We start from the raw sequence: 24988 nt of genomic DNA on the forward strand, positions 1-24988 counted from the left end.
TTAACAAGTCGATATACTAGTCAGGAACTACGAATAAATAGACAGCAGTAAACACTAATATATTGAGCACATTAGCTGCCTTTTTAAGATGGAGTGAGTAAGTAATACTACTTTATCAACAAAGCAAAAGAGCGAGACATTATCGGCTGCGATTAGGCATTTACATCACACGAAGTAAAAATTTAGGCATATAATACAATTCGCAAAGCCTGCGACTAATCATATTGAAGAAGCTTTCTCGTTAATAAGACGCTTAAATGTTATGATAGACGTGAACTTTGATCCTGCTAGCGCTCAAGAGTGTTTAGATACCATTAGGTATCAAGAATTTTTTAGAGGTGTTACCAAAAAGCAGCAAGCAGCAACTATGGATTTGCTGAGTGCCATAAGCGAAAATCATGTATGGCTAAGCGATACATTTACTCAAATGGTTTAGATACCGAGGTTATCAATAAGCTTATTGCTTTAACTCCCAAAATTATTGAAGCCAATACGTCTCAGGAAGTAAAGAAAAACACTAAAAAACTTACCAATGAGCAGATAGAAGCCATTAATGATATTTATAAACAAGTGAGCGATATTTGTAAAATTGGCAAGGTTATTTATGCTGATGATGAGGCACAAAAACGAAATTATAATTTTAAAAAGGTTGTGGCAGGATTGAATTAAGTTGGCAAATTAATTGTTTTAAAGCAAGAACTCTAAAAATGGGGTTCTTGCTTTTTTCGTTTAAGGAAATTGAGCAATTAAAGTGAAAGGGTGAGATTTATATTGACGCATATTCACAAGGGAGATATTATTGTTTAATAGCATTTTATCAAGTGGATTTGTTACATTTGAATTTGTGATAAAATGGGAATACTACTCGAATGTTTTATTCTCATGTTAGATTTCATGAAGATACATCCAAAATCATTAGTTAATATTATGGAAGACATCTGAATAAATGAAAAGACTAAAGTTTCGATAGAAATAATTCTCTAGGAACAGATTAGTTTTCATAATCACCTAATTGATATTTGATTTTAAGTAAAAACACATAAAAGAGTATTCTTGTTTTTTTTATTTTTACTCATATAAACTTTTAACTTTCAATAAATGATACTAAGTAATACCGAAATCACGCATCGCGTATCTGCAAATCAATTAATTGAACCATTCGAAGCATCCAGCCTAAACAATACATCCTATAAAATCAGAATAGGAGAGATTATTGAACCAAAAAGTGGAAACATTTATAATGGCGATGGATACTTCTTGGAACCTGCAGAAGTCGTAATAATTAAATCTAAAGAGAAAGTGAAAATACAGCAGGATCTCACCGCATCGTATTCTGCATTACATACAATTTCATCGCAAGGTATATTACTCATTAATGCTAGTATGATTGAGGCTGGTTACGAGGGCTACTTAAGTTGTATATTACTAAACTTTTCTGCAGAACCAATTGTCATTTATGAAAACCAAGAGATTGTAAGAATCAATTTTTTTAAAACAAGTCAGATTCCACAAAACGCGTCTGCAATCAAGATTGAAGAAAACCGATACAGAAATGACCTTAAGCGTAGTGCTAGGAGATATCATAATTCATTCTTAAATATAAAAGGCTTAGAAACTAAAATTTCGAATAAAGTATTTGGTAAAGTGAAATCACAAATTGTTTTAGGAAGCATACTTATTGGTATATTGATTCTATTTTCAACATTAGAACCTCTTTTTTCTAAATGGATTTGGGAAAAAACAGGTCGAATATATAGATATGAACAATATGAGGTTAAAAAAGCAATTGAAGAATTTAAGAAGCTAAAAGAAGACAACAATAATTATATAAATTTGCAGAATCAGATTGATAGCTTAGAACAATTGATAAACACAGAAAACATTGACAAATAAAAATTTAATATACTATTCAAAAGATGGTTACAACAAGGTTGCTGAACAATATGACTCATGGAAATGGCAAAAATTCTGGCATAAAAATGAGCTTCCACTTATAGAAAATTGGATAAGCAAATTAAATGTAGGTATAGGACTCGATGCTGGCACTGGTAGTGGAAATACATTGTTCCCTATACTAAAATTTGGACATAAGGTAATTGCTGTTGACAATAGTGATAAAATGTTACGTATCTGTAGTAGAAAGTTCGAATATTACATCCTTAACAAACAACTCACTTGTCGTGAATTAGACATCTCTAAACAAAATTTTTACCATAACAATTTTGATTGGATAACTTGTAACAGAGTACTCTCAAATATTAAAAACATAGGGCTTGCATTTAAAACCTTCTCTAATATCCTAAAAGAAAATGGCCAATGTTTTATCTCTGATATTCACCCCTTACATAATTATACAGATACTAATATTCCATTTGATAAAAGGAAAATTCATATAGAAACATATAAACACTCAATTAAAAGCATCAAAGACCATATTCATAATTATGGTTTTGAAATAATTGAATTTAAAGAGATATATGTTAATCAATTATTAGATCAAACGCTTCTAGATGAATTCCCTAATTTACTATTTCAAGACACACCAATTTTTTACTATACAATAATAAAAAAATGCATAAGGATCTAGCGCGAATTTCTAATACGTGCAATAAGCGTTAAGTAAAGGATTAAGGATTTACATTTAAAAGAAGTTAGCAATTAAAATAAAAAGTAAGGGTTTGTAACAGATAGTCTTTCAATATAAATGTTTCACGAATTACGCTGCGCTTAGTCCGCGCGAGCGAGGTAATGAATTTAACATGATTAAAGTTGAAATTATTCTGCAGTCACGAGCTAAAAGCTCGCGCTAGCAATGCGAGGACTCGTTCAGTAGCTTTAGCGAGGAACGAAACAATATTAAGGCATTTTGCATCTCGCCTCGCCATGACGAGGCGCTTTTGGTCTTAATACGTCATACTGAAAATTAAGTAATACCCGCATTCAATGCAAAGTATTTATGATTTTGATATATTGGCACATATACTTTTGAATAAACCTTAATTATGAAGAAGATAGCATCAATATTAGTTTTGTGTTTCTGCCTTATCAATGTTGTATGTCAACAGAAAACACGGAGAAAGCAAGATCTTAGTAATAATAAAGCCATACGGGATAGCTGCGCCATTAACTACTTTATAGCTTATGGATTAGGCGAAATGGCATTTAATCAATTTCAGAACTTTAGTGGTGAAATTGGACTAAGGTTTAAAAACCAACACATGCTAAGGTTTGTGTATAATAACATAAAGGCTACAGAAAAACACTTATCGAGTAATTTTGCAAATGCCGTTGATGGCCATAATGTACGTGGTTTGATTAAAAGCTATGACCTGATTTACAATATACCCGTATATAAAGGTATTTATGCTGGCGCTCTTGGAGGCTATGTTAATGATTATTATGAACACACTGAGTTAGATGAATCTGTTGAGCACTTCTCACCAACTTTGGGCTTCAGCGTTGGGTATAGAGATACCAATCTATTTAAAGTGAAAGGTCTTTACTATTATTTTGAACTCCCTTTTAGGTTTTACCTGAACCCGCTTGAAGAAACTAAACTAGGCGACTCAACAGTAAACCGCCATTTTTTTGTGAATAATATTTGGTTCTTTATTGGCTTTCAGTTTTAAAATAAGGAAGCTGCACTCTTTTTCGTAATCACCACAAACCCCAATAAATCCCACTGCAGGTTCTTGTGTGAGCAATTGCAGCGGCATCCTTTGTGAGCCCATTATGGCGAAACAAAGATACAGCGGAAAGTGCGACCCGCAGGGGCACACCCTATCTTTTAAATAAAAGTTTTACAAGAGAAAAAAGAACGTATAGGGCAATGGTAATGGCTATTCCGCCTACTCCGTTGGTGATTAAGAAGAAGAGACTCACGGCCAAAAGTAAATACTTATCAACATTATCTTTTAGAGAGAGGTTTTTGAATTTGAGCGAGAACATAGGTATTTCGGAAACCAATAGGAAACTGAATACGGGCACAAAAGCCAATAGCAACCATTGATTGTGAATAAGTGTGTGCAACCATCCATCGCCATTAGTAAAATCATAAGCTAAAGCAGACAAAAACAAGCCTGTTGCGGTGGTGGTTAACCCGATGAAGCTTTCGCTTTGGCGGGTATCTACATTAAATTTAGCCAATCGCAAGGCCGAAAAAACAGTCACTAAAAAAGGAGACAAGATAATAGCTATTTGAGCAGGCTGGGCAGCTAGGGTATCGGCAGAAAATGAACCTAGAATAATGTACTTCAGCATCATGTGCAGCAATACCATTGGGGCAAATCCGAAACTAAGCATATCGGCCAATGAATCGAGTTCCTTGCCCATTGGCGAATAGGCCTTAAGAGCACGGGCTGCAAGTCCATCGGAAAAATCGAAAAGCGAAGCCAAGAAAATAAGAATGGTAGCCTGGGGCAATAAACCTTGAAAGCCGGCGAAAGCCGCTAGTGCGCCGCATAATACATTAAGGCTGGTTATAAAATTTGGGATATGATTTTTGATTGTCATGGGATGCTATTTTGTTTGCAGCAAATGTAAAAAGATATTGTGTAAGCACAAACAGTAAACACTATGTACAATTGCAAGCGGACGATAGCTTAAACATTTTCTGAATAGTATTTATAGTGTTTGATTAAGAGTTAATCGACAAAATGGGTGTTTGGAAATTCACTTTTTAAAGAGTGCTCATAAATGGCTTTATTTTTATAATAATTATTTGCGTACAGATAGACTTCCTTACCCAACATTGAGGCTGTTATGGCCACATGCAAGCGATTGGTACGAACCACACTGAATTTATTAATCAGGTTTACAAACTTGTAAGTAGAATAGTTTAATAAGCCTAAATTATGAGTTCCGAACATGTAAACCTGAGACAAATCGATATTATTTACTGGCAGATCTATGTCTGTTTTTTCTTCATCCTCTCTAAAACACACGAGGGTATCTGGCGTTGATTTTTTAGTGAGTTGAATCAATTGTTGTTCATGATTTATACTCTGCACGTACTTGTTATAATTGGGGAGTTCGCTGCCTTTTTTGCTAGCTATTAACTTATAAAATACCTTTAAAAGAAGGATATGAATGGGTGATTTTGTTTTAAAGGAGAGGATTTTGTTGATATCGAGATGAAAAGCCATATCGTGCGACAAATAAACATTTGCGGCCATGTTGATATCTTTTAAATAGTTATAACTGATTTGCTCTCTAACGATAATATCAACTGTACTTGGCAGGTTTTCCAACAGTTCTTTATGATCGTTTACAGTGTGTGGCAGCAGCACAAACTTGTTGGCTTTTGCAGCATGTTTTGTAATAAACTTTTTAGCATGATTATAATTCTTCACCAAATTACCTCCACCACCATAAGCCACTAATTTATTCTCGGAATTAAAACTTAATGGGTCGTTGATATATTCATATTTAATATTGTGCTTCTCGAAAAAATGAAAGGTACCCAAAGCAATGATTGCATCTCCTGCATTACCCGGATTTGGCGAGTAATACAACACTCCAAACTCTTTGTTTAACTGCTTTAGGTATTCTACTAAATTAAAATTCATATCAGTATTGGCTTATAATAAGAATTGCTAATATCATTATTAATTAGATTGCTTATGCATATTCTTTATAAATGGAGCTTTAAATTACATAAAGCACAGAAAATGTTTCTTAAAGCCTTTACCTATTAATGCTTTGGCGATTATAAACCGCAGAATGTAACGTATAATAGCTTGCCCGATAATAAATTCCTTAGATCTTCTTCCCTGCCCAACGTGTTGAAAAAGTAGTGAATACCACTACTGTTATAGAACTTACGGGCATTAAAATAGCTGCTACCACGGGCGATAAATTTCCGCTTATGGCAAATGCCAAACCAATAAAATTATAACATATTGAAATAATAAAACTTTGCTTTACAATGCGCAAACTCTTTTGTGCATAACGCACAAACTGGTGCAAACGACTAAAGTGTTTGGCTTCGAGAATGGCATCGCCAGCAGGCGAAAAATGGTAAATATCGTCGGCTAAGGATAATGCCACATCGCTACTTAAGAAGGCTCCAGAGTCGTTTAGTCCATCGCCAGTCATGAGCACTCGCCTACCCTCTTCTTTCAGTTGAAGTATAAAGTTTTGCTTGTCCTGCGGCTTTTGATTAAAACGTATTTTATCTGATTCGAAATAGCTAAGCAGGTTTTCTTTCTCACCATCGTTATCTCCCGATAGCAGGTATAAATCGTACTTTGATTTAAGAGCTGCAATTACCTCTTCAATGCCTTCGCGATACTGGTTGCTTACCTTAAAGTAACCGCGCAGTTGATTATTTATAGAGATATACACAGCCGAATTTTCTTGCTGTACCACTTCAGCTTCGCCACTAACATATTCTAAAGAACCCAATTTTATAGGCATCTGATTAATGGTAGCAAACAAACCACGTCCGGCTATTTCAGTAAAACCAATGGTTTGAAGGGCTTCTGTGGGCGAATAGTTGGCCGCAACAGCTGCACTCAAAGGATGGGTTGATTGTTTAGCAAGAGCCAACACCATATTGAGTTCGTGATCTGTTAAAGGATCGCCCACGAACTTAACGCTGCTTTCCTCGGGCTTGGTAAGCGTTCCGGTTTTATCGAAAACAATGGTATCAATAGTGGTGAGTTTTTCAATAACATCGATATTTTTAAGATACATGCCCTTTTGGCCCAATACTCGCATGGCGCTACCAAAGGTAAAAGGCAGCGATAGCGCAAGGGCGCATGGACACGCTACAATAAGCACTGAGGTTAATACCATAAGTGCTGTTTTAAAATCGGCATGAAGCATCCAATAGCTGAATCCTGCTACGGCAATAATAATTACAGCAATGGTAAATCGTCCGCTTATGCGATCGATAATAGACGTAAGGGTGCGCTTGCTTTTCGCCTGCTTTTCGCTTTGATTCCAAAGTTGGGTAAGGTGACTTTGCTCTACTTCTTTATCGATTTTAACCACAATGGCTCCGCCGGTTTGTATACCACCGGCATATAAAAAATCGTCTTTCTTTTTAATAACAGGAACTGACTCACCGGTAACAAAACTATAGTCGATCAGTGCATTTCCGCTTACGAGAACAGAATCGGCAGGTATGAGTTCCTTATTTCGGATTAAAAGTTGATTCCCTACTTCAATATCTTTTAAAAGCACACTCTCTTCAACCTCATCGGTAATTCGAGTAACTGCCACCGGAAAATACGATTTATAATCTCTATCGAAAGCCAAGGCCTGATAGGTTTTACTTTGGTACCACCGCCCCAACAATAGAAAGAAAAGGAAGCCACTTAAGCTATCGGAATAACCTGGCCCAATGCCTAAAAGTACTTCGTAGGAAGTAACGGCAAAAAGCGCCAATATACCAATGGCAATGGGTAAATCGATATTCACGATTCCTTTGCGGAGATTTTTAAATGCTGAAATAAGGTAATCGCTTCCGCTATAAAATACCAAAGGAATGGTAAGTACGTACATCAGGTAATACAGAAATACCCCAAAACTGCCATCGACAGCCTCGCCATTAAAATACTCGGGCAAACTGTAAAGCATCACATTTCCGAAAACAAAACCTGCTACTCCAATTTTATAAATGAGGCTTTTATTCTGCTTGCTTCCGTGTTCTTTTCCATCAATATCTTGCAATGAAATATCGGGGATATAATGAATAGATACCAATAGTTCCACCAATTGACGCAAACTGATTTGCTCTGTATCGAAACTTACAGTATAGGTTTTCTTTACGAAGTTTACCGCGCCATACTTAACGCCTTCGTTTAGCTTATTTAAATGCTCGAGCAACCAAATACACGATGCACAGTGAATAGTTGGTATATAGAAAGTGACTTTGGCAATGCCATTATCGAAGAAATCGTATAGCTTTTCTTTAACCTCGTCGTTATCGAGATAGGCGTATTTATTTTGATGCGGCACTTCATTTAAGCGAATACCGGGCTGTTGTTCAAACTCGTAATACTGCTGCATTTCGCTGCCATTAAGCATCTCGAATACCGTTTGGCATCCGTTACAACAAAATAGATTTCCATTTTTTTCAATGGGATGTTTGCCACAATCGGCACCGCAGTGTACGCATTTATTCATTTAATACTTTTATAAGGCGATTAGTGGTTTTGGTTAATCACAAGCAAGCTGCGAATCAGACTAATTTCTATTATCTAAATTCTAATGATCTTTTCAATTAATGACAACAAGAGTTATCAACAGCTTCCATAGTATCTACTTGGGAATGGGCTGCTGGTGATAATTTACTCTCGGGTGGACTTAAATAAGGAATGCCCAAACTTAAACCTCGCAACACAAAAATAAGTCCGATTACCACAACCATTACTGGGATCACTTTATTCATTTTATTACGGACTGAAAGACTCATCATATTACCCAATATAGAAATAGCCAACATTAAGGGCAGCGTACCTAAACCAAATAACAACATAAATAGGGCGCCTTCTGCAACTCCTCCTGCACCAATGGCGCCGGCAATCGCAACGTAAACCAAACCACATGGCAATAGACCATTCAGTAAGCCAATAAAAAATAAGCCGCCGAACGATTTCTTTGCAAATAGGCGTTGAATGCCCTTTCGAACAGCTCCTGCGAATGGTATTTTCCCTGAATTCACCTTTTTAAATAGCGAGGGCACTAATACTGATATAATCATTAAAGCACCCATTGCAACGGATACCCATTTCTGAAATCCTACCAATGAAAGTCCTTGCCCCACTAGTCCGAAAACCGCGCCCATAAGCGCATAGGTAACACTACGGCCAAGGTTATACAAAACCCCACCTGTGACTTTAACGGCATTATTGTTCCCGTTTAAAGGCAAAGCCAAGGCTATTGGCCCGCACATACCCGCACAATGGAAACTACCCATTAAACCAAGTACAAATCCTGATAATACAATATCCATAATTATCTAACGAAAAAATCTTTAGTAACCTCGTAAGGCTCTTGGTTGTATTCCCAAGATACAGTTACATTATATCTGCCGTGTTTTAGCTGACTCTTATCCACTAAAAACTGTGCATCACCTGCTGGCACATTGAGCTTTAAATCGTCTTTTTTGTCAGAAGCACGATAAAAATAGATTTGCTTCTCACCTTTTAACTCAGGGCAAACCTCTGCGAAAGCAAACAAAACATGACCCTCTTGATTCTTTATTGAGACACTATCTTTTAATGAATAAGATCTTTTTTGAATTTCCATATGATTAGAAAACTCAGCCCCTTTCTTATAGTAATCCTTAGTTACTAAATCGTTATTCTGTTTTAACGAAAACATTACAAACGACACCATCCAAGTGAAAAATAACACTAGAAAAACTATTACTCCATGTCCCCAACTAAACTTCATCTTACTATATAATTTATTTTTTCTGATTAGGCCCTACAAAAGACGCACTAGCCGAATCAATCATTTTTCCATTCTCGAAAGCACCAATTTTTACTTTAGTACTTCTTTTAACAATAGCACTCTTGGCAAGTTTTATAATAATGATACCACTAAAATTATTACTTGCTTTTAACTCTACTGGATGATCAGACAGAAAGAAACTTCCTTCTTCGGGTTCCAGTAATTTTATTTCTATATCCTTAAATTCAGGTGTTTTATTAATAATCTTTAATTGATACATATTTGATAATGTATCGGCACTTACCTCTTGATACAAAGTCCCAGGCATTCTTAACAACGAAGTATCCACTTCGGTTCGCTTAGATATTGCAATAATCAGTGTAATTAATAAGGCTGATAGAACTAATACATAACCCAAAGTTCTGTAATTCTTGATACTACTCTTACCTGTCTCTAGTTGATATTGTGAGGTAAATCTGATTAAGTTTTCGGGTTTACCAATACGCGTCATTACCGAATTACACTCATCAATACACGATGTACAATTAACACATTCGAGCTGACTACCATTTTTGATATCAATCCCCGTTGGGCAAACTTTAATACAAGCTCCACAATTGATACAGTCACCAGCTTCTTTTGATCCACGTGGCTCTCCTCTCTTATAATCGTAGGCAACAGTAATTGATTTTTTATCGAGCAGTACACCTTGCATTCTACCATAAGGGCAAAACATAGTACAGACTCCCTCGCGCAAATAAGCATAAATCCAGAAGTAAAATATACTCACCGCAAACATCGCCCCGTACACTTGCCAATATTCTTCAATAGGACTATTCCATATTTCAAGTAAGTAATCTAATCCCGTAAACCAAAGAATAAATACATTGGTAAAAAACAGCGTTACAATATAATACAATGCATATTTAAGAATTCGCATAGGAAGGGAAACTTCTCTTTCTTTGTTACGATAATTACCATGAAACAGATATTCTATTCTTCGGTATAGGCCTTCCATAAAGACAGTGTGCGGACATGCCCAACCGCACCATATGCGACCAAATACTGCAGTAAATAAAACGATGAATACAACAACACTGGCCATAACCAAGGCCATTATATTGGTATCCTGCGAATAAACAATTTGTCCGAACAAATAGAACTGCCTATTGAGCACGTCCAAACGCATAAACGGATGACCATTTATGGTTACAATTGGCGCTAGAATAAAAAAGAATAATAACAATGTAGAAACCAAAGTACGACGTCTGTACCACTTCCCTTGAGGTTGTCGCACCTTAAGCCATTTACGCACTCCTGTTTCATCAATATTATCAGGCCTGTCTCTAAATGTTTTTTCCATACTTTTCAATCTGGTTAGCTACTACTTACTAGCGGTAAATTAAAAATAAAACACCCCTTTATTAAAAGCATAAAGCTAATAATAAAGGGGTGAAATCTCTTATCTGAAATGTATATTATTTACATTCTTCGCCTTGCGGATCTTTAGGATTTGCTGGTGATGACCCTACTAACTCTTGCAATATGTAATTGGCTACATATTTGATTTCGTCTTCAGACATCATAGCTTTGTAAGGAGTCATACCTTTGGTTGGCTTTCCTTCGCTAATAACTTTCATAATATCAGCTTCAGAGCAACCATTAATCCAGAACTTATCTGTTAAATTAGGACCAATTGCATTACCTTCTCCACTTTGACCATGACAGGCCATACAAGCGTTCTTGGTATAAAGCTCTTTACCTTTTGCAACCATATCATTCATGGCCAACTCTGGTTTATTGCCCTGATTTTGTTCTTTCAACTCAGCCTGACTGGCTTCATAAGCAGCTACTGATGCAGCATATTCTCCATCCTGACCTCTTCCGTTACCTGGGTATCCAAAGTAGTGAATTGTATAAAACAACGAGAAACCAATTGTTACTAAAAATAATAAAGTAATCCATAACGGAGCAGGATTGTTTTGCTCTTTAATGCCATCATAATCATGCGACTCGATATCGTCATGAAAACCATTGGCTCCAATATTTACTTCTTGGCTCATAAATTATATATTTAGTTAATTATTAACGCATCTCGGTTCCCTTATCATCTTCAAGTATTGCATTTTTATACTCATTCATCACCTCCTTTGGAGTGCGAATGGTTTTATATGCAATAATGATAAAAAGAACAATAAAGATGAAGATACCTATTGAGTAATACCAATAGAGACCTTCAACATTTTTTAATACTTCACTTACAAATCCCATAAACTCTTTTATTCTGTAACAGATATATCGCGTCCTAGTTTATGTAAATACGCAATAATTGCAATTACTTCTTTAGTTGGCTCAACTTCTACACCCGAAGCTTTTAAATCCGCTACTATCTTTTTAGCTTCTTTCATATATTCCTCAACGGCACGTTTATCAAAATCGGCATCATACGGAACACCCATCATTTGCATCACGCGAATCTTACGAGGAATTTCATCTAGATTAACATCATTCTCGGCTAACCAGCTATATTCAGGCATTATCGTTTGAGGATTCATCTCAAACGGATTCATAAAGTGATTATAATGCCAAATCGCAGTTTTATAGGTAGTAGACCCTGCAATAGAGAAATCACCTAAATATCCTGCTCTAGATAAATCTGGCCCTGTACGACGAGATCCCCATTGGAATGGATGATCATATACGTACTCACCAATTTTATTATACTCACCATATCTATCCGTTTCCCAACGAAGCGGTCTAATTTGTTGCGAGTGACAGTTATAACAACCATTGGCAATATATACATCGCGCCCAGCTAATTCTAGAGGCGAATAAGGTTTTACTGATTCTATTTTAGGAACATTAGATTCAATTTTTAATAATGGAATAATTTCTACTGCTCCACCAATAACCACTGCCACAAAAACCAATACGGCAAAACGAACACTTCTACGCTCTAACCAACGGTGCACTGTTTCGCCTGATGCATCACGCTTGCTAGGATTAACAAGAGCTGGTGCTTCTGCTTCCTCATTGGCAGTAATTTCACCCATCGCAAATGTTTTTATCATATTAAATAAGAACATTAAGAAACCTGCGAAGAATAATACACCACCTACAATTCTAAAAGCGTATAATGGTAATATCTGTATGGTTGTTTCAAGGAAATTTGGATAGGCCAAGCCACCTGCATCCGTATATTCTTTAAGCATTAACCATTGTGTAATAGCTGCCCAATATAATGGGATTGCAAACAACAGAATACCCAATGTACCAATCCAGAAATGTGCGTTGGCTAATTTCTCAGAATATAACTTTGTTTTAAATAACTTAGGAACCAACCAATAGAACATACCGAATATTAATCCGCCATTCCAGCCCATTCCGGCAATATGTGTATGTGCAATAGTCCAATCTGTAAAGTGACTAATTGCGTTTACAGATTTTAATGACATCATTGGGCCTTCGAAAGTAGCCATACCGTAGGCAATTAATGCCACTACAATAAACTTCAGGTCGGCTCTATCTCTCACCTTATCCCATGCTCCACGCAATGTTAATAATCCATTAACCATACCACCCCACGAAGGCGCAATAAGCATTATAGAGAATGTAACCCCTAGCGCCTGTAACCAATCAGGTAAAGCACTATAAAGTAAGTGATGAGGGCCTGTCCACATATATAAGAATATCAATGTCCAGAAATGTATGATGGATAACTGATATGAATAAATAGGACGATTTGAGGCCTTTGGTAAATAGTAGTACATTAAACCAAGCCACGGCGTAGTTAAGAAAAATGCTACTGCATTATGACCATACCACCATTGTACCAATGCATCTTGTGCACCTGCAAATATTGGATAACTCTTTACTAGTGAAACTGGAATACTCAATGAATTTACAATATGAAGAATAGCTACACCTAAGAAGGTTGCCAAATACCACCATACTGCAGCATAAATGTGTTTCACCCTACGTTTTACGATGGTTCCAATCATATTCCATCCAAAAAGCACCCAAGATATTGCTATTAAGATATCAATCGGCCACTCTAACTCAGCATACTCTTTACCTGTTGTAAAGCCGGCTAATAAAGTAACTGCTGCCAAAACGATAACAAGCTGCCAACTCCAAAAATGAATTTTACTAATCCAATCGTTGAATAATCTTGCCTTTAAAACACGCTGCAAGGAATAATAAATTCCTGCAAACATCGCATTTCCGATAAATGCAAAAATTACAGCATTAGTATGTACTGGTCTTACTCTACCAAAAGTGGTATACTCAAGGCCAAAATTAAATTGTGGGTACGCCAACTGCAATGCAGCCAAAAGCCCAACAATTAAAGCAACTACTCCCCAAACAAGAGTGGCAAGAATAAAATTCTTAACCGTTGCATTGTCGTATTTAAATTTTTGTATTTCCATTATTGTTACTCAATATGGTTTGTTATTTATCTGTTTTTGTCTTTTGCTCTTCAGTACTGCTGCCCGACTCATTGTCATCATCGAATAAAACACGAACTGAAGGTGTATATGTATCTTCATACTGTCCAGATTTTACTGCCCATACAAAAAGCCCTAAAAAAAATAGGGCTGCAAATAAGCTTACTCCGACTAGTAAATAAAGAATATTCATAAATATTTTCTAATAGATTACTTGCTCTTCATCCGATACCTCATCCTTACCTAAAGCAAATATCTTTTTTAATGATAGTGCAACGTAAATAATAAAGAACCAAACGGTAATGACACCACCTAAATATGAAAACAAGATCCAAAGTGGTGCTTTTTTAACAGTATTCCACATGGCTCGTTCTGCATTCAAAGCTGGTTTATTAGTGGCAACTGCAATTTTTAAATCTTTTGCTACAGTTAAATCGCCATAATTCTCAGTATCAACAAAACTAGCTGTTAATGCAACATTACCTATTGAATCTCCTGGAAGCTCATCGTTCCAATCGATATTAGCAATACCATTGCCGTCAGTTGCTTTTGGCTCTCCGATTGGCAATTGACCAAAATATCTCTTGGCTACAATTTTAACATCTACTCCTGCTACAGGTATTTGTTCTCCTTCATTGTTAGCAATTACCTTAACAAATACTTTTTTTGCGTCAGCATCATAGGATAAATCCATAGCCAAAGTCGCACCTTCTGGGATATTCGTTTCTACCTTAGCAGCAACTTCTTGTTTATACCCTTTATGAAAACTGCGGATATAAGCAATCACATTCCAAGTATCAGTGGCACTTAGTGCACTCTTAAAAGATGGCATTGTCACTCTTCCCTCTTGTATCTTATAATACAGCTCTCCGTCAGTATTATCACTAAACTTTGAACCAGCAGGATCTCCAGGGGATGGCATAAGAGGAATAGGATTATTCTGCCCTGGCGTACCATGACAACTTACACAGTTATTTTTAAAAATATCAGCACCTAGCTTCTCCATGCTTGACGAGAAGGTTACGGTACTTAATTTTCCTTTTTTATCGGCAGGAACAATCCATTCTCCTTGAGCATAAACCCCTGTAGAAATTACAAAACCGATAATTAGTAATATATAATTCTTCATAAATTCTTTATTAGTGGGTTTCGTTCTCTTTATCTTCAACATGCTCTTCTGCCATTTCCCAAATAGGAATTACTGGGAATAATTTGGCTAACACTGAAAAAATCATCACAGCCATAAGAATAGACCCAACTGTTACAGCAGTCTCAATAACTGTTGGTTGATAAACTACCCACTCATGCGGCAAGTTTTGCACTGGCAAGAAAGGATGTTCCATTGTTGGAATCACAATGATATATCTTTTAAACCAAGCTGCAACCAAAACAAACAGAGATATCACCATTAAGTTAATTGGGCTACGCATCTTTTTCCATAACAATAAAAAGATTGGAAGTATTAATCCGGCTAGTTGAGTAAACCAAAACATTACAGCATGTTTCCCTACAAATAATTCGTGAATATGAATGGCATCAGCCCCTTTCATTTTGTAAGCTGGAACCAAAAATTCATTTAAGTTAAAATAGAAATAAACTACACATACAAGTTGTAATAACTTACCCATCTTATCAAAAACATCATCATTTAAATACTCGCGTAATCTATATGAATTTCGAATTACAAATACTGCAATAACCAATGCAGCCATACCTGTTACGAAGGCTCCAGTTAGGAAATATGGTCCAAACACTGTGCTATCCCAACCTGCACGTGGTGTTACAGCCATTAACCATGATGTAACCGTGTGAATAGCAAACGCAGTTGGTATTACCAATACTGTAAGTATTCGTATAGACTTAAATAATAGTTTATATTGTTTTGGATGATGTGTCCACTTAAATGACAATAGTTCGTATACCATACTTTGCCATTTCGGCATTTTATTATCCCTACCTCTAGCAATTGCTAAATCAGGAATTAATGGTAGTAAGTATAATAGTGAACTAATTACAAGGTAAGTTGTAACAACGGTAACATCCCAAAGAATTGGAGATTGTACCCTACCGTATAAGAAAACATTTAGCAATCGCTCTGGACGCCCCATGTCTGATACAATCACAAGCCCTGCCACAGCGGCAAAGGAAACTGCGATCATTTCTGCAATCCTTGAAACAGGCTTAATCCACTTGTAACCTAACAGACCACAAACCCCACTGATTAACATACCAACTAAGGCAGTGGCTACAAAAAATACGAAGTTGGCAATATACATACCCCAACTTACCATATCTCTCATGCCTGTAACAATAAGACCTTTATCAAACTGGATATAATAAGCATAAAGGCAAGCTACTAAAGCTACGGTTAAAAATGCCATCCAATTATGGAAACCCCTTGTAAAACCAACAGGCCTCAGAACATCGGTGGCAATTTTATCGAGCTTTGTTTTATTTAGTCTGAACTTCTCTCCCGACATAAAATTAAAGTTTAAGTTTATTAGCTATGATGATTATCTGGTTTCTCTGGAGTATCAAAAACTCTATCTTTTGGTGGTAGATAATACACTCTTGGCTTAGTTCCTAACTCTTCCATAAGTCTATAACCTGCTTTCTTCTCAAGAAGCTCACTTAATACAACAGTTTCTTTTGTTGTACCATTAGTAACCGCATCTTCGTTCTCATCACCGAAATAAAATACACCATTCGGACATGAGCTAACACAAGTTGGTAAATCACCTTCTCTGAGGCAATCGGCACTAAATACACATTTACTAACTGTACCTTTCTTCTGTGGGATATTAGCTTCAATATCATATTCCATTGGTTGCTCCTTGTACATCTCAGCATGGAAAGGCTCTTCCCAGTTGAAAATACGCACTGAATAAGGACAAGCTGCCATACAGAATCTACAACCAATACAACGTTCGTTATCAATTAGTACAATACCGTCTTGACGCTTAAATGTAGCATCAACAGGACAAACTGAAACACACGGTGCATTATCGCAATGCATACATGGCTTAGGCATATTGTATGGTGCCGACTTAGGGCTATCCTGCATTACCAAAGTATTGATATGGAATTGATATGGGTGCAGGTGGTGATGCTTTTGGCACCCTTTAATACACTCCCTAGCATTTCTACATTTGGCAAGGTCAATAACCATAACCCAACGCTTACCTTTAATACCAACACGTCCTCTTGACTGCAAAGCTTCTGTATCTAATTTAACAGCTTGCATCTGAGTTTTTGGCACTTCAACCATCACATGATCTGAAGTCATTACCTTAACGTATTCGCCTTGATTGCTATCTGAATATTTAAATCCCGAAGCAATTGCTCCAGTTGAAGCAGCACCCCCTACTAAACCAAGTTTACGTAGGAAAGCTCTACGAGAATCTTTCTGATTTTCACTCATCTCACTCTTTTGCTTATCAGAACTCATTAGTTATATTTTTATATTTTAATTTCTTATTTGAACCTTAACTAACCCTAAACTATATTTCACAACAATAGCCTAATAAAAGGCTATTAATATAGCTATCAGAAAATTAGATAATCCGATGCTGAATATAGATATTTTAACATTTTATCGCACTAGAAAGTTTTAACAACAAGGCCCTTATTTTATCATTTATAATCATTCTAAATAAGACCCCAACATCCGAATTAATCAATAGTTCTAGTTTTCTTAGAATATCAAACAATCAAAATGCAATATGGTTCTTTTATAATCTGATACTAAACAGTGCAAATATCTTTTAAATTAACTATTATTTATCATTCATTTGCTTGGATGTTTAAAAATAACACATACATTTGTATCCAAATAATAGAAACAATGACATACATCACACATCATCACGGGCATCTTTATAAACTACCATAAATGGGAGCCGTGACTGTGTATCATGATATTTAAGAGGGCTTACCGTTTGGTTAAGCCCTCTTTTTTTGTTTAAAATATTAGAATTGACCAGAAATTATTAGGTATCCAACCTATTTGATAAAAAGAACGAGAAATGGAAAAACTTAGAATTGCATTACAGAAAAAAGGAAGACTTCATGATGATTCAATGAAGTTATTAAAAGAAGCAGGTATTAAATTTAATATTGGTAGCGGAAAACTAGTAGCTCAATCACCTTCCTTTCCAATCGAAGTATTATTCTTACGCGACGATGATATCCCACAAACAATTGCTGATGGCGTTGCCGATCTTGGTGTTGTAGGAGAAAATGAAGTTGCTGAAAAAGACTTTGACATAGCTGTTGCAAAACGCCTTGGATTTAGTAAGTGTAGAATTTCATTAGCTATTCCTAAATCAGAAGAATATACAGGTAAAAAGCATTTCCAAAATAAAAAAATAGCCACATCATATCCGGTAATACTCCAAAAGTATTTCGATAAAGAAGGAATTGATGCAGATATACATGAAATTACAGGATCTGTTGAAATTGCTCCTGGAATTGGTTTAGCTGACGGTATATTTGATATTGTTAGTTCTGGTAGTACATTAGTTGCCAACAGCCTTAAGGAGGTTGAAGTTGTAATGCAATCAGAAGCTTTGCTTGTAAAAGCCGATAATTTATCAACAGAGAAGCAGGCCTTATTAGATGAATTATTATTTCGCTTAAATGCGGTAATGACAGCAAACTCTAATAAATACATATTATTAAATGCGCCAAACGATAAAGTTGACGAGATTGTTAGTATTCTACCAGGAATGAAGAGTCCTACAGTTTTGCCTTTGGCAGAAGAAGGATGGAGCTCGATTCATTCGGTAATTTCAGAAAAGAAATTTTGGGAGATTATTGGCAAATTAAAAGAAAACGGTGCAGAGGGCATTATCACTTTCCCTATTGAGAAAATGATATTATAATAAAACACATAAGTAAGGGCAAAAACAAATCAATATGTTATTGCCTTTACTTTACTCAACACAACTAAAGATTCATATGCAGGTATTTGAATATCCACAGAAAAACGAATGGTCTCAGTTACTTGAACGTCCAGAGAACGATTTAAGTAACTTGTATGAAACAGTTCAATCAATATTATCAGATATAAAACAGAATGGCGATAAAGTAGCCAAAGCCTATTCAAAGAAATTTGATGGTTATGCGGCTGATCATCTATTGGTTTCTAAAACAGAAACTGATAAAGCATGCCTAGAAGTAGGTTCTGTTTTAAAAGAAGCTATTTACAAGGCTAAATTAAATATTGAGAAGTTTCATGAGGCACAAATTTCTTCTGAAAAGATAATTGAAACTTGCCCTGGCGTAGTTTGTCGTCAGAAAAGTGTTGCAATAGAAAAAGTTGGTTTATATATTCCTGGCGGAACAGCGCCACTTTTCTCAACGGTACTTATGCTTGCAGTACCCGCAATTATAGCCGGTTGTAAAGAAATAGTTTTGTGTACACCTCCAAATGAAGAAGGCGAAATAAATCCAGCAATACTTTACACGGCTTCGCTTATCGGTATAAAAAGCATATACAAATTAGGTGGAGTTCAGGCCATTGGAGCTATGGCATACGGAACCGAATCAATTACTAAAGTTGATAAGATTTTTGGACCTGGGAATAGCTATGTAACCGCAGCAAAACAATTGGTAAGTTTAAAAGATGTTGCCATTGATATGCCAGCCGGTCCTTCTGAAGTGGAGGTCATGGCCGACGAAAGTTGCATACCTTCGTTTATTGCTTCTGATTTATTAAGCCAAGCTGAACACGGTGTAGACAGTCAGGTAATATTAATTACTGATAATAAAAAAGTAATTGCTGAGGTTCAGGAAGAACTTACAAAGCAATTGAACCAATTACCTAGAAAAGAAATTGCTGAAAAGGCCCTACTAAATAGTAGGATTATCCTATTAAAGGATAAAAATGAAATGATTGAAATAACCAATCAATATGCTCCTGAACATCTAATTATTGCGATGCGCGATGATGATGAAGTTGCCAACAAAATTACCAATGCAGGCTCTGTATTTATTGGAAACTACACCCCCGAAAGTGCTGGTGATTATGCTTCAGGAACCAACCACACTTTGCCTACGCATGGGTATGCACGAGCTTATAGCGGTGTGAATTTAGATAGTTATGTAAAGAAAATTACCTTTCAAAAAATTTCACCTGCTGGCCTAAAAAACATTGGCCCGTCCATTGAAATTATGGCTGCTGCAGAACAGCTTGATGCCCACAAAAATGCAGTTACCATTCGTTTAGAAGCATTGAAAAATAAATAACTTGCCATGAGAACACTAGAACAGTTGGTTCGACCAAATATAAAATCGCTTAAACCATATTCATCCGCACGCGATGAATACAGCGGTGCAGAGGCCATCTTTTTAGATGCCAATGAAAATCCGTTTAATGACCCTTACAATAGATATCCTGATCCCTATCAACGCAAGTTGAAAGCCAAAATAGCAGAGCTTAAAAACATCGCAAGTGATTCTCTATTTTTGGGCAATGGAAGCGATGAACCTATCGATTTATCTTTCCGTGCTTTTTGCGAACCTGGAGTTGATAATATAGTATCTATTGATCCAACATATGGCATGTATCAAGTGGCTGCCGACATCAATAATATTGCAGTAAGAAAAGTGAAACTAACTTCTGAATTTGAGTTAGATGTTGATGCATTATTAAAGGCTACAGATTCAAATACTAAATTACTTTTCATTTGCTCGCCCAACAATCCAACAGGGAATAGTTTTAAGAAAAAGGATATTGAAAGAATCCTCAATGAATTTAATGGAATCACCATTTTAGATGAAGCCTACATTGATTTTGTTCCAGAAAAAAGCTTTTTACCAGAACTGAGTAAATATCCTAATTTAATTATCCTGCAAACTTTTAGTAAAGCTTGGGGTATGGCAGGTATTCGCTTAGGAATGGCTTTCGCATCGCCAAAAATTGTGAGTGTGTTTAATCACATCAAATACCCATACAACATTAATATTCTTACGCAACAAAAGGCCTTTGATTTATTACAAAATCCTGAAGCCAAAGACGAGTGGGTGAACATTTTAAATAATGAAAAAGAAATCTTAAAAGAGAATCTTAGCCAGTTTTCTTTTGTTGAAAAGATATACCCTTCTGACGCCAATTACCTGTTAATTAAAACAGAGAAACCTTTAGCCATTTATGATTTTTTAGTTGGACAAGGAATCATTATCAGAAACAGATCAACCGTATCACTTTGCGAAGGATGTTTAAGAATAACCATCGGATCAGAAAGCGAAAATGCATCGTTACTTGATGCTTTAAAGAAATACAGCAGCTAAAAAGAAACTTATGAGTTTAAAGAGAGTACTTTTCATAGATAGAGACGGAACGATAATTAACGAACCTCCTGTTGACTTTCAGGTGGACAGCTTGGAAAAATTAGAGTTCTACCCTAAAGCAATTTCTAACTTACAAAAAATTGCTGATAAGCTCGATTTTGAATTAGTGATGGTCACCAATCAAGATGGCTTAGGAACTGATTCATTCCCTGAAGATACATTCTGGCCTGCACAAAATAAAATGCTTAAAACACTCAAAGGAGAAGGTATTATATTTGATGAAATTTTCATTGATAAATCTTTCCCTGAGGATAATGCTCCAACGCGTAAACCTGAAACCGGACTACTTACAAAGTATTTTAATAAAGAGGAATATGATCTTAAAAACTCCTTTGTAATTGGAGATAGAATTACGGATATTATCTTAGCACAAAACCTTGGCGCTAAGGGTATTTTTATTGCTCCGGAAGGTAATGCTGAAAAAATAAAAGAAGCCAACCTCAATGACAGTTGTGGGCTGATTTCTGATGATTGGGACAAAATATGTGCATTCCTCTTTGCTAAAGAACGCACTGCACAAGTAAAGCGCACTACATCTGAAACCGATATCGATATTAAACTCAACTTAGATGGAACAGGTAAATGTGATATATCAACAGGCCTGAACTTCTTTGATCATATGCTTGAACAAATAGGCAAACATGCAAGCTGTGATTTAAGTATCAAAGTAAAAGGAGATTTACACATTGATGAGCACCATACTATTGAAGATACAGCCTTGGCACTCGGTCAGGCTTTTAAGGATGCATTAGGCGATAAAAGAGGAATTGAACGTTACGGATTTTGTCTGCCAATGGATGATTGCAAAGCATTAGTAGCGTTAGATTTTGGTGGTAGACCCTGGCTCATTTGGGATGTAGAGTTCAAAAGAGAGAAGGTAGGTGACATGCCAACAGAGATGTTCCTTCATTTCTTTAAAAGCTTTTCTGATGCTTCTCTTTCTAATTTGCGCATTGAAGCCGATGGAGATAATGAACATCATAAAATAGAAGGCATCTTTAAAGCTTTAGCTAGAGCTATAAAAATGGCCATCAGAAAAGATATTTTTAACAATACACTTCCCTCAACTAAAGGGACTTTATAAGATTTAAATCAAAAGGGCGATCTTAGTAATATTGTATTACTAAGATCGCTATCTTTAACCCATAGGGAGTTTGTTAACTCAGCCATATTTTACTACCTTACACCATTAATTATCTCATAATCCTGATAAGAAATGGCAAGTTCAATTGGCAATTCAGATTTCCCACTTTTTCATACCTCTCTTCTACCACAAGAAGAAATGCTTGAGGTAAAACATACTCAGAAAAAGTTAACAATTGGGATACCTAAAGAATTATCAAAATTTGAAAATAGGCTAGCTTTAACTCCACAAGGTGTTGAGTTATTAGCTGAAAATGGACATACCATTTTATTTGAATCAGGAGCAGGTGCACCTTGCAATTACACCGATCAACAATTTGCTGAATCAGGCGCAAGCATAGTTAAATCTCATGATGAAGTTTTTGAATGTGAAATATTACTTAAAGTATCTCCACTAACACCTGATGAAGTCAGCTTGGTAAAAAAATGCCAAACTATAATTTCATTAGTTCAAGTGCAACAACAGTCGCGTGATTGTATGCTCAAACTCATGGCAAAAAAAGTAAATGCTATAGGTTTTGAGCTGATTAGAGATGAGAATAGATGCTATCCGGTTTTACGAATTATGAGTGAAATTGAAGGTTATACATCTATTATGATAGCCAGTGAATATTTAAGCAAGGCACATAATGGTAAAGGGGTATTTTTAGGAGGTATAACGGGCATTGCTCCTGCGGAGGTTGTTATCCTTGGAGCAGGCATGGCAGGCGAAAATGCTGCTAGAGCTGCAATAGGCTTAGGAGCAACCGTTAAGGTATTTGATAATTCTTTTAAAAGCCTGCGAGAATTAGAATTGAACATCGGACAAAAAGTGTTTACATCAGTTCTATCTCCAAAGGTATTAACCAAAGCCTTAAAAACGGCAGAGGTTGTTATTGGCAACCTTAGGTATTTGCAATCAGGCATAAAATATATGGTTACTGAAGAACAGGTTATGCAAATGAAACCAGGTTCTGTGCTTATAGACCTAAGCATGGGACAAGGAGGTTGTTTTGAAACCTCCATGTGTACTGATTTTTCACATCCCGTATTTAAAAAACATGGGGTTACGCACTATTGTGTACCTAATGTTGCATCACATGTTTCAAGAACAGCTACTATTGCTCTCAGTAATATATTCTCAAGAATTATACTTGATGTTGCAGAGGCTGGAAGTGTAGATAAGATTATAAAAGAAAATCCGGGAATTAGTGATGGCTTATATATTTACAAAGGCATATTAACAAATCACTATATGGGAGAATTATTCTCATTACCATCAAAAGATATAGGGTTACTTATGGCTGCGTTTTAACTCTAGGAATAGACATTTTAAACAAAGCACCATTTTCCTTACCCGATTCGGCCCATACTTGCCCATTCAGCATTTCTGCATATTTACTAACAATAGCAAGTCCAATACCTGTTCCACCAAACTCTCGTGTAGGATTTAGGTCTCCCTGCCTAAATAATTCAAATATTGATTTTTCTTTACCTTTCTCAATACCTATACCTGTGTCCTCAACAAAAAATTCAAATGAATCCTCCAGTTTAGTATAGCCTATTCTGATAGTTCCTTTATTGGTGAATTTAACGGCATTTTCAATTAAATGCTCTAAAGACTTATATATCGCCTCTTTATAAGTTACGAGTTTTTCTTCCTCTGGTATTTCATCAATATAGACTTGAATCTCTATTGACTTAGATGCACTCGCAACTTCCTCCTGAAACTGCTGTTGTAAAGTAGCCAACATCTCCTCTATCAATATTTCATCTTTATCAACAGATATCGTTTGTGCCTGAAGTTTGGAAATATCAATTAAAGCATCCATCACACGCATTAATTGATTTCCGTTATGATATACAATATTTAAATACTCTGTCTTTTCCTCATTACTAAGATTATCAGAACGCAATAATTCTGTAAACCCAATTATAGAATTCATAGGTGTTCTAATCTCATGACTTAGATTAGCAAGAAATGAAGTCTTTAATTTATTACTCTCTTCTACATTTATTGATATAGTTTTAAGGTCGTTGTTGATTTGGTCTAATTCCTTATTTTTCCGAATCAATTCTTCCTTAAAAACTAACAATTCTAGATTTCTTCTTTTTAACTCTCGCTCTTTTTCAACATGCTCTAACTCTGATCCAATACGCGAAGAGAACATATACATAAGCGATTCTATTCGCTTTGAGGTATCTTTAGGACTAATGTACAAAGAAGCTAAAACTCCAATCACTTCACGTTTTGAATTATACAAGGGAACTCCAAAATAAGCTTTAATCCCAAGCTCTAAAAACTTTGTATGATTAGGGTACGATAACTGAACGTAATCGTTAATTAAAACGCAAGAATTATTTAAAACCTCAGCACATGGGGCATTATCAAAGTTATACGAATAGTTCCCTAGGTTTTCAAACTTATTACAGAAGGCAACCTTTTCAACACGTCTATCCTCTTTATTAAAAACTCCAATAAAAGTATAATCAGCTCCTATAAACTTATTCAACATTAGTACTGAATTAGCAAAAAAAGCTTCCCCTTTTATATTAGACTCCGGACTAAAAAGTTCGTACAGGCAATCTTCCCAACTTAAAAAGTCTGTCAGGTTATTTGCTATACTACTTTGTATAATATCGTGCTTCAAAATATTACG

24 protein-coding genes are annotated in these 24988 nt (G+C 35.9%); 10 read left to right on the top strand and 14 right to left on the bottom strand.

What is annotated here, in order from left to right; genetic code table 11:
- Positions 1-262: 262 nt before the first annotated feature.
- From A8B35_RS23405 to A8B35_RS17325, 5 genes are all read left to right on the top strand, one after another.
- Positions 263-436: a hypothetical protein gene (locus tag A8B35_RS23405; protein ID WP_171973232.1), complete on the top strand. Its 174-nt coding sequence runs from the start codon at positions 263-265 to the stop codon at positions 434-436.
- Positions 403-669 (top strand): hypothetical protein, encoded by a 267-nt coding sequence (locus A8B35_RS17310; protein WP_068474540.1) that lies wholly within the window; start codon positions 403-405, stop codon positions 667-669. The genes A8B35_RS23405 and A8B35_RS17310 overlap by 34 nt, the downstream gene beginning before the upstream one ends.
- 429 nt (positions 670-1098) lie before the next feature.
- Positions 1099-1893 (top strand): dCTP deaminase, encoded by a 795-nt coding sequence (locus A8B35_RS17315; protein WP_068474543.1) that lies wholly within the window; start codon positions 1099-1101, stop codon positions 1891-1893.
- Positions 1883-2587, top strand: a complete 705-nt coding sequence (locus A8B35_RS17320) for a class I SAM-dependent methyltransferase (protein ID WP_068474546.1) — start codon at positions 1883-1885, stop codon at positions 2585-2587. Before A8B35_RS17315 ends, A8B35_RS17320 begins: the two co-directional genes overlap by 11 nt.
- Positions 2588-3002: 415 nt before the next feature.
- A complete protein-coding gene (locus A8B35_RS17325; RefSeq protein ID WP_068474549.1) occupies positions 3003-3629 on the top strand; it encodes a hypothetical protein in 627 nt (208 codons plus the stop codon).
- A 151-nt stretch (positions 3630-3780) separates the two neighbouring features.
- On the opposite strand, the gene A8B35_RS17330 is transcribed toward A8B35_RS17325, so the two are convergent.
- From A8B35_RS17330 to A8B35_RS23825, 13 genes are all read right to left on the bottom strand, one after another.
- Positions 3781-4512: a CDP-alcohol phosphatidyltransferase family protein gene (locus A8B35_RS17330; protein WP_171973233.1), complete on the bottom strand. Its 732-nt coding sequence runs from the start codon at positions 4510-4512 to the stop codon at positions 3781-3783.
- Positions 4513-4643: 131 nt separating this feature from the next.
- Entirely contained in the window at positions 4644-5567 is a 924-nt protein-coding gene (locus A8B35_RS17335; RefSeq protein ID WP_068474552.1) for a polysaccharide pyruvyl transferase family protein, read from the bottom strand.
- Between the two features lie 190 nt (positions 5568-5757).
- A complete protein-coding gene (locus A8B35_RS17340; RefSeq protein ID WP_068474555.1) occupies positions 5758-8133 on the bottom strand; it encodes a heavy metal translocating P-type ATPase in 2376 nt (791 codons plus the stop codon).
- Positions 8134-8230: 97 nt separating this feature from the next.
- Positions 8231-8962 (bottom strand): sulfite exporter TauE/SafE family protein, encoded by a 732-nt coding sequence (locus A8B35_RS17345; RefSeq protein WP_222844172.1) that lies wholly within the window; start codon positions 8960-8962, stop codon positions 8231-8233.
- Between the two features lie 2 nt (positions 8963-8964).
- Positions 8965-9405 (bottom strand): FixH family protein, encoded by a 441-nt coding sequence (locus tag A8B35_RS17350; protein ID WP_068474561.1) that lies wholly within the window; start codon positions 9403-9405, stop codon positions 8965-8967.
- Between the two features lie 13 nt (positions 9406-9418).
- Positions 9419-10768 carry a cytochrome c oxidase accessory protein CcoG gene (gene ccoG, locus A8B35_RS17355; protein WP_068474576.1) on the bottom strand — a complete coding sequence of 450 codons (1350 nt, stop codon included), beginning with the start codon at positions 10766-10768 and terminating at the stop codon, positions 9419-9421.
- A 115-nt stretch (positions 10769-10883) separates the two neighbouring features.
- Positions 10884-11468, bottom strand: coding sequence for a cbb3-type cytochrome c oxidase N-terminal domain-containing protein (locus tag A8B35_RS17360; protein WP_068474580.1), 585 nt, complete (start codon positions 11466-11468; stop codon positions 10884-10886).
- A 22-nt stretch (positions 11469-11490) separates the two neighbouring features.
- Positions 11491-11676 carry a hypothetical protein gene (locus A8B35_RS17365; RefSeq protein ID WP_068474583.1) on the bottom strand — a complete coding sequence of 62 codons (186 nt, stop codon included), beginning with the start codon at positions 11674-11676 and terminating at the stop codon, positions 11491-11493.
- Between the two features lie 8 nt (positions 11677-11684).
- Positions 11685-13835, bottom strand: a complete 2151-nt coding sequence (ccoN, locus tag A8B35_RS17370) for a cytochrome-c oxidase, cbb3-type subunit I (protein WP_068474592.1) — start codon at positions 13833-13835, stop codon at positions 11685-11687.
- A 22-nt stretch (positions 13836-13857) separates the two neighbouring features.
- Positions 13858-14046, bottom strand: coding sequence for a cbb3-type cytochrome oxidase assembly protein CcoS (ccoS, locus tag A8B35_RS17375; RefSeq protein ID WP_068474594.1), 189 nt, complete (start codon positions 14044-14046; stop codon positions 13858-13860).
- A gap of 9 nt (positions 14047-14055) precedes the next feature.
- Positions 14056-14982 (bottom strand): c-type cytochrome, encoded by a 927-nt coding sequence (locus A8B35_RS17380; RefSeq protein WP_075603564.1) that lies wholly within the window; start codon positions 14980-14982, stop codon positions 14056-14058.
- A gap of 10 nt (positions 14983-14992) precedes the next feature.
- Positions 14993-16333, bottom strand: coding sequence for an NrfD/PsrC family molybdoenzyme membrane anchor subunit (nrfD, locus tag A8B35_RS17385; RefSeq protein WP_068474599.1), 1341 nt, complete (start codon positions 16331-16333; stop codon positions 14993-14995).
- 20 nt (positions 16334-16353) lie between these two features.
- The gene (locus tag A8B35_RS23825; protein ID WP_071792537.1) at positions 16354-17301 is read right to left on the bottom strand and encodes a 4Fe-4S dicluster domain-containing protein; all 948 of its coding nucleotides are present in this window, start codon (positions 17299-17301) and stop codon (positions 16354-16356) included.
- Between the two features lie 577 nt (positions 17302-17878).
- Between A8B35_RS23825 and hisG the strand changes: the two genes are divergently transcribed.
- From hisG to A8B35_RS17415, 5 genes are all read left to right on the top strand, one after another.
- Complete coding sequence (gene hisG / locus A8B35_RS17395) at positions 17879-18736, top strand: ATP phosphoribosyltransferase (protein ID WP_068474602.1); 858 nt, start codon at positions 17879-17881, stop codon at positions 18734-18736.
- A 34-nt stretch (positions 18737-18770) separates the two neighbouring features.
- Positions 18771-20102 (top strand): histidinol dehydrogenase, encoded by a 1332-nt coding sequence (gene hisD, locus A8B35_RS17400; protein ID WP_245820810.1) that lies wholly within the window; start codon positions 18771-18773, stop codon positions 20100-20102.
- A gap of 6 nt (positions 20103-20108) precedes the next feature.
- Positions 20109-21146, top strand: coding sequence for a histidinol-phosphate transaminase (hisC, locus tag A8B35_RS17405; RefSeq protein WP_068474607.1), 1038 nt, complete (start codon positions 20109-20111; stop codon positions 21144-21146).
- A 10-nt stretch (positions 21147-21156) separates the two neighbouring features.
- Entirely contained in the window at positions 21157-22290 is a 1134-nt protein-coding gene (gene hisB, locus A8B35_RS17410; RefSeq protein WP_068474610.1) for a bifunctional histidinol-phosphatase/imidazoleglycerol-phosphate dehydratase HisB, read from the top strand.
- 132 nt (positions 22291-22422) lie between these two features.
- The gene (locus A8B35_RS17415; protein ID WP_068474613.1) at positions 22423-23643 is read left to right on the top strand and encodes an alanine dehydrogenase; all 1221 of its coding nucleotides are present in this window, start codon (positions 22423-22425) and stop codon (positions 23641-23643) included.
- Here the strand turns inward: A8B35_RS17415 and A8B35_RS17420 are convergent.
- On the bottom strand, positions 23627-24979 hold the full coding sequence (locus A8B35_RS17420) for a GAF domain-containing sensor histidine kinase (protein ID WP_068474616.1): 1353 nt from the start codon (positions 24977-24979) through the stop codon (positions 23627-23629). The genes A8B35_RS17415 and A8B35_RS17420 overlap by 17 nt on opposite strands.
- Positions 24980-24988: the final 9 nt, after the last annotated feature.

Source organism: Saccharicrinis aurantiacus (genome assembly GCF_001660705.2).
GTDB lineage: Bacteria > Bacteroidota > Bacteroidia > Bacteroidales > Marinilabiliaceae > Saccharicrinis > Saccharicrinis aurantiacus.

What these genes read in the sequence shown, in the direction of transcription:
- A8B35_RS23825 (WP_071792537.1), bottom strand. Translation starts at nt 17,301, where the DNA reads ATGAGTTCTGATAAGCAAAAGAGTGAGATGAGTGAAAATCAGAAAGAT.
- ccoS (WP_068474594.1), bottom strand. Translation starts at nt 14,046, where the DNA reads ATGAATATTCTTTATTTACTAGTCGGAGTAAGCTTATTTGCAGCCCTA.
- hisG (WP_068474602.1), top strand. Translation starts at nt 17,879, where the DNA reads ATGGAAAAACTTAGAATTGCATTACAGAAAAAAGGAAGACTTCATGAT.
- A8B35_RS17380 (WP_075603564.1), bottom strand. Translation starts at nt 14,982, where the DNA reads ATGAAGAATTATATATTACTAATTATCGGTTTTGTAATTTCTACAGGG.
- hisC (WP_068474607.1), top strand. Translation starts at nt 20,109, where the DNA reads ATGAGAACACTAGAACAGTTGGTTCGACCAAATATAAAATCGCTTAAA.
- ccoG (WP_068474576.1), bottom strand. Translation starts at nt 10,768, where the DNA reads ATGGAAAAAACATTTAGAGACAGGCCTGATAATATTGATGAAACAGGA.
- A8B35_RS17415 (WP_068474613.1), top strand. Translation starts at nt 22,423, where the DNA reads ATGGCAAGTTCAATTGGCAATTCAGATTTCCCACTTTTTCATACCTCT.
- hisB (WP_068474610.1), top strand. Translation starts at nt 21,157, where the DNA reads ATGAGTTTAAAGAGAGTACTTTTCATAGATAGAGACGGAACGATAATT.
- A8B35_RS17360 (WP_068474580.1), bottom strand. Translation starts at nt 11,468, where the DNA reads ATGAGCCAAGAAGTAAATATTGGAGCCAATGGTTTTCATGACGATATC.
- A8B35_RS17310 (WP_068474540.1), top strand. Translation starts at nt 403, where the DNA reads ATGGCTAAGCGATACATTTACTCAAATGGTTTAGATACCGAGGTTATC.
- hisD (WP_245820810.1), top strand. Translation starts at nt 18,771, where the DNA reads ATGTTATTGCCTTTACTTTACTCAACACAACTAAAGATTCATATGCAG.
- A8B35_RS17345 (WP_222844172.1), bottom strand. Translation starts at nt 8,962, where the DNA reads ATGGATATTGTATTATCAGGATTTGTACTTGGTTTAATGGGTAGTTTC.
- ccoN (WP_068474592.1), bottom strand. Translation starts at nt 13,835, where the DNA reads ATGGAAATACAAAAATTTAAATACGACAATGCAACGGTTAAGAATTTT.
- A8B35_RS17315 (WP_068474543.1), top strand. Translation starts at nt 1,099, where the DNA reads ATGATACTAAGTAATACCGAAATCACGCATCGCGTATCTGCAAATCAA.
- A8B35_RS17330 (WP_171973233.1), bottom strand. Translation starts at nt 4,512, where the DNA reads ATGACAATCAAAAATCATATCCCAAATTTTATAACCAGCCTTAATGTA.
- A8B35_RS23405 (WP_171973232.1), top strand. Translation starts at nt 263, where the DNA reads ATGATAGACGTGAACTTTGATCCTGCTAGCGCTCAAGAGTGTTTAGAT.
- A8B35_RS17335 (WP_068474552.1), bottom strand. Translation starts at nt 5,567, where the DNA reads ATGAATTTTAATTTAGTAGAATACCTAAAGCAGTTAAACAAAGAGTTT.
- A8B35_RS17350 (WP_068474561.1), bottom strand. Translation starts at nt 9,405, where the DNA reads ATGAAGTTTAGTTGGGGACATGGAGTAATAGTTTTTCTAGTGTTATTT.
- A8B35_RS17325 (WP_068474549.1), top strand. Translation starts at nt 3,003, where the DNA reads ATGAAGAAGATAGCATCAATATTAGTTTTGTGTTTCTGCCTTATCAAT.
- A8B35_RS17340 (WP_068474555.1), bottom strand. Translation starts at nt 8,133, where the DNA reads ATGAATAAATGCGTACACTGCGGTGCCGATTGTGGCAAACATCCCATT.
- A8B35_RS17365 (WP_068474583.1), bottom strand. Translation starts at nt 11,676, where the DNA reads ATGGGATTTGTAAGTGAAGTATTAAAAAATGTTGAAGGTCTCTATTGG.
- nrfD (WP_068474599.1), bottom strand. Translation starts at nt 16,333, where the DNA reads ATGTCGGGAGAGAAGTTCAGACTAAATAAAACAAAGCTCGATAAAATT.